At 36.7% G+C, this 7710-nt stretch carries 10 protein-coding genes; 8 read left to right on the forward strand and 2 right to left on the reverse strand.

Going from position 1 to position 7710, the window contains the following annotated elements; all coding sequences use genetic code 11:
- Positions 1-13: 13 nt before the first annotated feature.
- From truA to Y7E_RS0104750, 6 genes are all read left to right on the forward strand, one after another.
- Entirely contained in the window at positions 14-757 is a 744-nt protein-coding gene (gene truA, locus Y7E_RS0104725) for a tRNA pseudouridine(38-40) synthase TruA (protein ID WP_026049091.1), read from the forward strand.
- 152 nt (positions 758-909) lie between these two features.
- A complete protein-coding gene (rplM, locus tag Y7E_RS0104730; RefSeq protein WP_001260793.1) occupies positions 910-1347 on the forward strand; it encodes a 50S ribosomal protein L13 in 438 nt (145 codons plus the stop codon).
- Between the two features lie 21 nt (positions 1348-1368).
- The gene (gene rpsI, locus Y7E_RS0104735) at positions 1369-1761 is read left to right on the forward strand and encodes a 30S ribosomal protein S9 (protein WP_000079986.1); all 393 of its coding nucleotides are present in this window, start codon (positions 1369-1371) and stop codon (positions 1759-1761) included.
- Between the two features lie 400 nt (positions 1762-2161).
- On the forward strand, positions 2162-2590 hold the full coding sequence (locus Y7E_RS0104740; RefSeq protein ID WP_017150146.1) for a DUF2521 family protein: 429 nt from the start codon (positions 2162-2164) through the stop codon (positions 2588-2590).
- A 66-nt stretch (positions 2591-2656) separates the two neighbouring features.
- Entirely contained in the window at positions 2657-3370 is a 714-nt protein-coding gene (cwlD, locus tag Y7E_RS0104745) for an N-acetylmuramoyl-L-alanine amidase CwlD (RefSeq protein ID WP_017150147.1), read from the forward strand.
- Positions 3371-3517: 147 nt separating this feature from the next.
- The gene (locus tag Y7E_RS0104750) at positions 3518-4585 is read left to right on the forward strand and encodes an Mrp/NBP35 family ATP-binding protein (RefSeq protein ID WP_017150148.1); all 1068 of its coding nucleotides are present in this window, start codon (positions 3518-3520) and stop codon (positions 4583-4585) included.
- 72 nt (positions 4586-4657) lie between these two features.
- Here the strand turns inward: Y7E_RS0104750 and gerD are convergent, their stop codons facing one another.
- Entirely contained in the window at positions 4658-5278 is a 621-nt protein-coding gene (gene gerD / locus Y7E_RS0104755; protein WP_017150149.1) for a spore germination lipoprotein GerD, read from the reverse strand.
- 138 nt (positions 5279-5416) lie between these two features.
- Here gerD and Y7E_RS0104760 point away from each other — a divergent pair, with 138 nt between their 5' ends.
- Positions 5417-6034 carry a KinB-signaling pathway activation protein gene (locus tag Y7E_RS0104760; protein WP_017150150.1) on the forward strand — a complete coding sequence of 206 codons (618 nt, stop codon included), beginning with the start codon at positions 5417-5419 and terminating at the stop codon, positions 6032-6034.
- 304 nt (positions 6035-6338) lie between these two features.
- On the opposite strand, the gene pdaB is transcribed toward Y7E_RS0104760, so the two are convergent.
- Positions 6339-7103, reverse strand: coding sequence for a polysaccharide deacetylase family sporulation protein PdaB (gene pdaB / locus Y7E_RS0104765; protein WP_017150151.1), 765 nt, complete (start codon positions 7101-7103; stop codon positions 6339-6341).
- Between the two features lie 221 nt (positions 7104-7324).
- Here pdaB and Y7E_RS0104770 point away from each other — a divergent pair, with 221 nt between their 5' ends.
- Positions 7325-7543: a hypothetical protein gene (locus tag Y7E_RS0104770; RefSeq protein ID WP_017150152.1), complete on the forward strand. Its 219-nt coding sequence runs from the start codon at positions 7325-7327 to the stop codon at positions 7541-7543.
- Positions 7544-7710: the final 167 nt, after the last annotated feature.

Raw genomic sequence — 7710 nt, forward strand, 5'->3', positions numbered from 1 at the left:
GGAGAATAGAGAAATGGAAAGAATAAAATGTACAGTTGCATATGATGGCATCAATTTTTGCGGTTATCAAATTCAACCGCAGCATCGTACTGTGCAACAAGAAATAGAGAAGGCACTGCAAAAATTGCATAAAGGAGAGCCTGTTCGTGTTCAAGCATCAGGGCGGACAGATTCTACTGTTCATGCAAGAGGACAGGTGATTCATTTTGATACATCATTATCTCTTGAAGAATGGCAATGGATGAATGCTTTAAACACGATGCTGCCAGACGATATTGTTGTCCTGCAAGTAGAGAAAAAAACAGAAGATTTCCATGCGCGCTACGGTGTTGAGAAAAAAGAATATCGTTATCGTGTATTATTATCAAAAACGGCGGATGTATTCCGTAGAAATTACGTATATCAGTATCCATATCCATTGGAAATAGAATCTATTCGGAAGGCAATTCCTTATTTTATTGGAACGCATGATTTTACTTCATTTTGTTCGGCAAAAACTGATAAAAAAGATAAAGTGCGCACAATTTATGAAATAGATTTAATTGAACAAGATGATGAATTAATTTTTCGTTTTGTAGGCAATGGATTTTTATATAATATGGTTCGAATTATTGTTGGTACGCTGCTTAGCGTAGGACAAGGCAAGATTGATCCAGGAGGCATTCCGGAGATTTTAGAAAAACAAGATCGTCGTTTTGCAGGGAAGATGGTGCCGGGGTATGGGCTTTATTTATGGCAGGTAAACTATAACAACTAATCCTGGTGTAACATTTGCTTGACATTAGAAACTCAAAAGGATATCATAACATATGGTATTGTTTCTAAAACCACGATTAGCCCCGGAAGGAAATCGTGTTTAAGATAAACAATAGATTTTTTCTATGGAAAAGATAACGAGGAGGGAAACACATGCGTACGACTTTTATGGCAAAAGCTAACGAAGTTGAGCGTAAATGGTATGTGGTTGACGCTGAAGGTCAAACTTTAGGTCGCCTAGCTAGTGAAGTAGCATCCATTTTACGTGGTAAAAACAAACCAACATTTACACCACACGTTGACACGGGTGATCATGTAATTATTATTAACGCTGAGAAAATTCATTTAACAGGTAATAAATTAAACGATAAAATTTACTACCGTCACACTAACCACCCAGGTGGACTTAAACAAAGAACAGCTCTAGAAATGCGTACAAACTACCCTGTACAAATGTTAGAGCTTGCAATTAAAGGCATGCTTCCAAAAGGACGTTTAGGACGTCAAGTGTCTAAAAAATTAAATGTGTATGCTGGAGCAGAGCATCCACACCAAGCACAAAAACCAGAAGTTTACGAACTTCGCGGATAATTAATTAAAGGAGGGCTTACTTTGGCACAGGTTCAATACTATGGTACTGGACGTCGTAAGAGTTCAGTAGCGCGCGTACGCCTAGTTCCAGGCGAAGGACGCGTTATCATTAACGGTCGTGATTTTGAAAACTATATCCCATTTGCTGCATTACGTGAAGTAGTGAAACAACCTCTAGTTGCAACAGAAACTTTAGGTAACTACGATGTACTTGTAAACGTAAATGGTGGTGGATACACTGGTCAAGCTGGTGCTATTCGTCACGGTATTTCTCGCGCTTTATTAAAAGCTGACCCAGAATACCGTCTAACATTAAAACGTGCAGGTCTATTAACTCGTGACGCACGTATGAAAGAGCGTAAAAAATACGGTCTTAAAGGCGCACGTCGTGCACCTCAGTTCTCAAAACGTTAATTTTTGCGAACTTCAAACCCCAGCTATTTGGCTGGGGTTTTTTATTATGCTTAATGGAACTATATAAAGTGAAACTCCCATCATCCATTGTGAGTTTGCGGGATAAATATATTTTGATTTTTAACATATAAGTCGCTGCTACGAAGAGTAAAAGGTAACCTGCACTCGTATGGCTCTTTGGCATAAGGTAGAAAAAGGATCTGATCGTTTCTATGCATCATGGCTGGATGCTCTCTCCCAACTAAAAAGAAAGGTTTTATGTTGTTTTTTATTTATGTAATCACCCTCAATTATTTTTAGTCCTCTTATTATAGCTTGGAATATTTTAGTGCTACCTTCTCACGTATGCTTCTTCTTTAGAAGCTTAGACTAATACGTATTAGGGAGGTTTATAAATACTATGAATGTCATTGTTAGCTTACAAGAAAAACAAAAAGAAAAGCAGTTGAAATATGAACGAAAGATGCTGCGTGAATTATCACTAAAAACATTACGATCAAATATCCGTGATGCTTTTGATATGAAGGAACTCCATCGTCAGTACGAAGATTATTGTATCGAATTAGGAATTGAATCGTACTTATTAGGAGCAAGATATAGCAAATTTGGTTATTATGGAGAATCGTTTTTTGATGTAAAATATAGAGCTTTAGAAGAAGAGCAGCAATTAACGGAAATGTTATTTCACTTTTTAACGAGTATGGCGGTAAGGGAGATAGAATTAAAAGACGAGGAATTACTTTATGAATCCTGTGCGCAATTTATTAGTTCATGGTGGCGTGAGGGATATGAAAAGGGTGAAAGAAGATATCGCTTAAAGCTGCATTAAGAAAAGCATAAACTTTCCTCCTGTCCCATATAAGTAATTAGAGGGACTAGCTAGAGGAGGAAAGGTATGAAGAGAATTCGAATTATCTCTTTTATGCTTGCTGCAGTTGTGCTGTTTTTCTTGGTAAAACAAGAATTTCAAATTACAAAGTCGTGGCGAGCGTGGAACTTACCCTTATCTGGGAAAGTAATTGTACTAGATGCTGGACATGGTGGACCAGATGGAGGAGCGGTTGGTGGGAAAGACATTGTAGAAAAAGATATTACGCTTGAAATTACAAAAATGGTACAAGATTATTTGCAGGAGCAAGGAGCTTTAGTTATTTTGACGAGAGAGGGAGACTATGATTTAGCTGATAAAAGCACAAAATCATATAGTAGACGTAAAGCGGAGGATTTAAAAAAGCGTGTAGAAATTATTAATAAGCCCGATGTGGACTTTTTTGCGAGCATTCATTTAAATGCCTTGCCGAGTAGTGGGTCCAAAGGGGCACAAACGTTTTACTATCGCTCTTTAATTGAAAATGAACGAGCAGCGAAGTTTATACAGGCTGAATTACGAACGAGTTTAGAAAATACAAATCGTTCGGCTAAAACAATCTCTCATGTTTATTTGCTTAAGTATGCGAAAACACCGGGAGCTTTAATTGAAGCTGGATTTTTATCGAATGTAAATGAACGATATATGTTAAATTCAGAGAAATATCAGCAAAAGGTGGCAGCTGCAATATACCGTGGAATACTACGTTATTTTACGGAAAAGGGAAATCCTCCTGAATAAGGGGGATTTTTGAATTCCTCTCGTTAACGAAGTTTTCGGAAAATATGTTATACTGGAAATGAAAACGCATTTATTCTTGGAATGCAAATATACAAACCCAATTCATTTAACATTACTTTATTTTTCATACAGGGGGCTGGGCTGATTATGGTAACGAAAGAGCAAGTAGTGAAAGCGCTTGAAGGGATTACCGATCCATTTCTAAATAAAACATTAAAAGAAACAAATGCAATTAAAGAGGTAACTGTAAAGCCTGAGAAAGAGCATGTCAGTGTTAAAATTGCAATTGTAAAAACAGGGACTGCTGAACAAATGCAATTGCAGTCGGCTATTGTGAAACTTGTAAAAGAACTTGGAGCAGCAACGGTTGGCTTGCGTTTTGCTGAATTTACAGAGGACGAGTTAGCGCAGTTTGCACCACCTGTGGAAGAGCAAGCAAGTCAATCTTTATTATCACCGCATTCTAAAACAACATTTTTAGCAGTTGCAAGTGGAAAAGGTGGGGTTGGTAAATCGACTGTTTCTGTAAACCTTGCGATTTCATTAGCTCGTTTAGGAAAGAAAGTTGGTATTATTGACGCTGATATATATGGCTTTAGTGTGCCTGATATGATGGGAATCGAAAAACGTCCAATCGTAAGGGGCGATAAAATTATTCCTGTAGAGCGTTTAGGGGTAAAAGTAATTTCGATGGGTTTCTTTGTAGAAGACAATGCTCCTGTTATTTGGAGAGGCCCAATGCTTGGTAAAATGTTAAATCACTTTTTCACAGAGGTAGAATGGGGCGATTTAGACTACTTAGTATTAGACTTGCCACCAGGTACAGGGGATGTGGCCTTAGATGTTCACTCGATGCTACCATCCTGTAAAGAAATTATTGTAACAACGCCTCATCCAACAGCGGCATTTGTAGCAGCTCGTGCAGGTGCAATGGCTTTGCGTACTGAACATAGTATTCTTGGAGTTGTTGAAAATATGGCTTACTTCCAAAGTAAAGTAACCGGTGAGAAAGAGTATGTGTTTGGAAAAGGCGGGGGAGATAAATTAGCCGCAGAATTACAAACAGATGTATTAGGACGAATTCCACTTCAGCAACCAGATTGGAATAAAGAGGATTTTGCACCATCAGTATACGAGGATACACATAAAACAGGTGTCATCTATCGGAGGATAGCTGAGCAAGTTATTGATAGAACATCAGTTAAACAAAAATAAACATCTCAAGTAGAGAATTTCCCCGCCCTATATATGTAGAGGTGGGGAAATTATTATGTGTAGAGATTCGCTTTATTTTTGTTCTTGCTTTTCGTCTTGCGCTCCGCCTTCTCCACCACCTTCTTTTTTCTCAGCTCCGCCACCTTTTTCAGCCTTTTCGATGGCCTTGCTAATAATGTCAATCATTTTAACTTGGAAGAGTGGACTTTCAGCAGATTCTGTTAATACTTGTTGTAAATATTGACGGTATTCTTTGCTTTTCATTGTTTGTTGCATTATTTTTTGCACTTCGGGGTTTTTCATAATTTCTATAACGCCTGCTTGGTATTCAGGGTCTTTTAACAGAGTTTTCATTAAGGTAGTTTGTTCTTTTCCCATACTTTTTGCGAATTTCGCTGAAAACTCGGGATCTTTAAATAACTTTTCCCAAAATTGTTGCCCTTTTTCGGATACCATGGCATCTTCGATTGTTTTTTTTACTACAGTTTCATCTAATATAAGTGCTTGTTTCATTTTTTCGTCAGTTAATACATCTTGGATTGCTTTCTTTCCTTGATCGGTTTTTAAAATATCGACAATCATCTTCTTTGTTTGATCGTAATCTAATTCGGATTTCTCTTCTTCTCCTTGTGCACAGGCAACAAGTGTGATAAAAAGAATCGAAGAAACCAAAATGAGCAGCATCCGTTTCATTAGCTGGAGCTCCTTTCAACACAGTTCTCTTTTTTAATATAAATATCTTCGAGGAATTTATACATGTTCATGGCTAGCTTTTTGAAATTGTCATTGTTACAATTTAAGTAGAAATATATAAATAATGGGGGATGGGTTGTGAATAGCCGAAAATGGGTACGACTATTTTTAACGACGCTGCTGCTTGGGGGGATTAGTACAATCCTTATTGGTTTTATTTTAGGTTGGAACAAGTACGCTAAATTTTTTCAAAATTTTGACGGTAAAGAAGTTTTAATGATTTCTTTTTGGTTACTGGGTGTTGGTTTTATTTTTAGTGTAATTAGTCAAATGGGCTTTTTCGCGTATTTAACAGTTCATCGTTTTGGACTAGGAATGTTTCGGTCGTCTTCTCTTTGGAATGCAGTTCAGCTCTTTTTTATTGCATTTGTACTGTTTGATTTTGTTTATTTAAGATCGGTACTCGTTGCAAATGGTGATGTTTCGTTTGGGAATAATATTCTTGTAGCTGGAATATTGTTTTTATTTGGAGCGATTGTAGCCTATATAAAGAGTAAAGAGACGAATAAAAAAGCATTTATACCCGCTTTATTTTTTATGGTTGTCGTAACAATTCTTGAATGGGTACCGGCGCTCCGGATTAATGATACCGATTGGTTATATTTAATGGTTATACCACTTCTGTTGTGTAATGCATATCAGTTACTTATATTACATCGTTTAATAGGACAACAAAGAAGTAAGTCAGTTAGTTAAGGAGATAAGGGTGAAAAAAGGGTACAACACCTTTCGTATGAAGTGTTGTACTCTTTTTAGTATGGAGTGACTTTTATTTCGCTATTTGTAAGCGATAAGACTCCGGCTCAAAATTTAGAGAAACGAAGGAACGTAGAAGATGGGAGATTTTACTTTATCCCGCTATTTGCGGGCAGTAATACTTCCACCTCAAAATTCGGCGAAAGCAAAGAAGTTAGGTGAGAGATAAACCGCCCGTAAAAGCAAGATTGGTGAGGGCTAATAATCAGTGGGGGAATGGAGAAAATCCCCACTGATTAAAGTTTCACTTTACGTCGTTACTTTTTGTATTTGTGTTAGAAATAAGTTGTGATACAGATACTTGCTCATAACCATCACTTTTTAATTTCTGCAGGAGCAGCGGTAGAGATTTATTTGTTTGAAGTGCCGAATCGGAAGCGTGTAATAAAACGATGTCTCCGCCTCGTAAATTGTTAGAAACTGTTGATACAATTTTATTTACACCAGGATTTTTCCAGTCGTTTGAATTATTACTCCAGTGTACAACGGTATATCCAAGAGATTCTGCTACTTTGAGAACAGTTTTATTAAATTCCCCGCTAGGAGGACGCAAGAGCTTGACTTGTTTTATGCCAAGCTTTGTAAACACATCTTGCGAACGTAAAAGATCCCTTCGCATCTCGTTCGCTTCCAAAGAAGTATAAGATGTATAGTTATATCCCATACTGCCAATTTCGTGACCATCCTGTATAATCCGTTCCACAATATCCGGGTGTCTTTCTGCCCATGCCGCAGAGAGGAAGAAAGTTGCATTTTTAATTTCTCTTTCTTTTAAAGTATCAAGAATCGGAAGCGCCTTTTTATCTCCCCAGCTAATATCGAATGTTAATGCAACTTGTTTTTTTGCGGTATCGCCTTTGTAAATGACTTTTGGACCAGTTGCAGTTGAAAAAGCAGATTGATGAGAATATGTCTTTAAAAAGAGAAGCCATGCTGTAAATAAGGACAGTACAATAATTAAACTAATGTGCTTAAATTTACGTTTACTTGTTATAAAAAAGAAAAACATAATACTCCGCCCCTTTGTCCAATCCTTTTCAGTTACTTATATGCTCAAAAAGTTGAAAAGAGAACTGAACGATTAATATCGTAGGAAATGGATATAATGGACGTTATAGTTTGATGTTTGATTTTAGTGGTGATGCGTAGAATGACAATGTTATTAGAGTTGATGAACGGATTGCGTTATTGTGTATACATAGACATATGAGTAATTGTTGAGGTGATAGTTTGCTTGGGATTATGATTACAAAAGAAGAACAGAAAGAAATAGAATATTTATTGAAGAGAGAGTTAGATGAGCTTTTATTTGATTTTGCAGATGAGCGAATACATGATGTCGTAAAAAAGACAATGGAAGAACGATATAAAATTATTTTTTGTTTGTTTCGAAGAGTAACAAATGCAGAAGAGTGCATCCGTTATGTAAGAAAAAGAATTTTTTATTAAAAGGTGTTGACGATATGGTTTAATGTATGGTAAATTAATAACCGTCGCTGATGCGAAACAGCAGAAAGCGAAAAAAGAAATTTAAAAAACTTAGTTGACATTGAAAAATGAAGATGTTAACATAAGGAAGTCGCAAATGAGCGACAAACGAGTTCTCTGAAAACTGA

This window comes from Bacillus bingmayongensis, from assembly GCF_000299035.1.
GTDB classification, from domain to species: Bacteria; Bacillota; Bacilli; order Bacillales; family Bacillaceae_G; genus Bacillus_A; species Bacillus_A bingmayongensis.

Coding starts and splice junctions, on each gene's coding strand:
- truA (WP_026049091.1), top strand. CDS start 14: ATGGAAAGAATAAAATGTACAGTTGCATATGATGGCATCAATTTTTGC.
- rplM (WP_001260793.1), top strand. CDS start 910: ATGCGTACGACTTTTATGGCAAAAGCTAACGAAGTTGAGCGTAAATGG.
- Y7E_RS0104740 (WP_017150146.1), top strand. CDS start 2,162: ATGAATGTCATTGTTAGCTTACAAGAAAAACAAAAAGAAAAGCAGTTG.
- cwlD (WP_017150147.1), top strand. CDS start 2,657: ATGAAGAGAATTCGAATTATCTCTTTTATGCTTGCTGCAGTTGTGCTG.
- Y7E_RS0104750 (WP_017150148.1), top strand. CDS start 3,518: ATGGTAACGAAAGAGCAAGTAGTGAAAGCGCTTGAAGGGATTACCGAT.
- gerD (WP_017150149.1), bottom strand. CDS start 5,278: ATGAAACGGATGCTGCTCATTTTGGTTTCTTCGATTCTTTTTATCACA.
- pdaB (WP_017150151.1), bottom strand. CDS start 7,103: ATGTTTTTCTTTTTTATAACAAGTAAACGTAAATTTAAGCACATTAGT.